The organism is Sphingobacterium sp. 1.A.5 (assembly GCF_002734235.1).
GTDB classification, from domain to species: Bacteria; Bacteroidota; Bacteroidia; order Sphingobacteriales; family Sphingobacteriaceae; genus Sphingobacterium; species Sphingobacterium daejeonense.
Genome location: NZ_PEBA01000049.1, coordinates 1 through 930, shown reverse-complemented (window position 1 = coordinate 930; position 930 = coordinate 1). Strand labels below are relative to the sequence as shown.

At 53.4% G+C, this 930-nt stretch carries 2 tRNA genes and 2 rRNA genes; all 4 read right to left on the bottom strand.

Annotated elements, in window-relative coordinates:
• Window positions 1-258, bottom strand: a 23S ribosomal RNA gene (locus CRT24_RS15645); the annotation flags it as partial.
• 142 nt (window positions 259-400) lie between these two features.
• Window positions 401-474 (bottom strand) — tRNA-Ala (locus CRT24_RS15640).
• A 4-nt stretch (window positions 475-478) separates the two neighbouring features.
• Window positions 479-555, bottom strand: a tRNA-Ile gene (locus CRT24_RS15635).
• 128 nt (window positions 556-683) lie between these two features.
• Window positions 684-930 (bottom strand): 16S ribosomal RNA (locus CRT24_RS15630); the annotation flags it as partial.

Genomic DNA, 930 nt, shown 5'->3' with positions numbered 1-930 from the left:
CATGGTTTGGGCTCTTTCCCGTTCGCTCGCCACTACTTGGGAAATCATTGTTATTTTCTCCTCCTACGCCTACTTAGATGTTTCAGTTCAGCGCGTTCGCCTCATTTGATGGCATGCCTTCAGCATGCCGGGTTGCCCCATTCGGAAATCCACGGATCGAGTCGCATTTGCCGATCCCCGTGGCTTATCGCAGCTTATCACGTCCTTCATCGCCTCTGAGAGCCTAGGCATCCCCCGTGTGCCCTTGTTTACTTTCTTCGCGCCACCACCCCTTTTGCCAAGTGGTGGGCTGCTTTTGGCAGAGCGCATTGCTGCACCCGCCTCTGTTGTCTTCTCTTGTTAATCTCTTTTCTTCCAATATGTCAAAGAACTCTTCGTCGCACCAAAAGGTGCGGACCTGTGGAGAATAACGGATTCGAACCGTTGACCCCCTGCGTGCAAGGCAGGTGCTCTAGCCAGCTGAGCTAATTCCCCGCGGTGGTAGTCCCGAGCAGACTTGAACTGCTGACCCCTACATTATCAGTGTAGTGCTCTAACCAACTGAGCTACGGGACTAGCTTATCTCTCTCATCTTCTCTCGGTGACGATCACCCCGATACCGGGATGGGCACTTTCTTCTGAATCTGTCTTCTTTTTTCCTTTAGATCATGTATGTGGCGCAGCGGCCCCGGCGCGGGCTCTAGAAAGGAGGTATTCCAGCCGCACCTTCCGGTACGGCTACCTTGTTACGACTTAGCCCCAATTACCGGTTTTACCCTAACACGCTCCTTGCGGTTACATGCTTTAGGTACCCCCAGCTTTCATGGCTTGACGGGCGGTGTGTACAAGGCCCGGGAACGTATTCACCGCGTCATTGCTGATACGCGATTACTAGCGAATCCAACTTCACGGGGTCGAGTTGCAGACCCCGATCCGAACTGTGAATGGCTT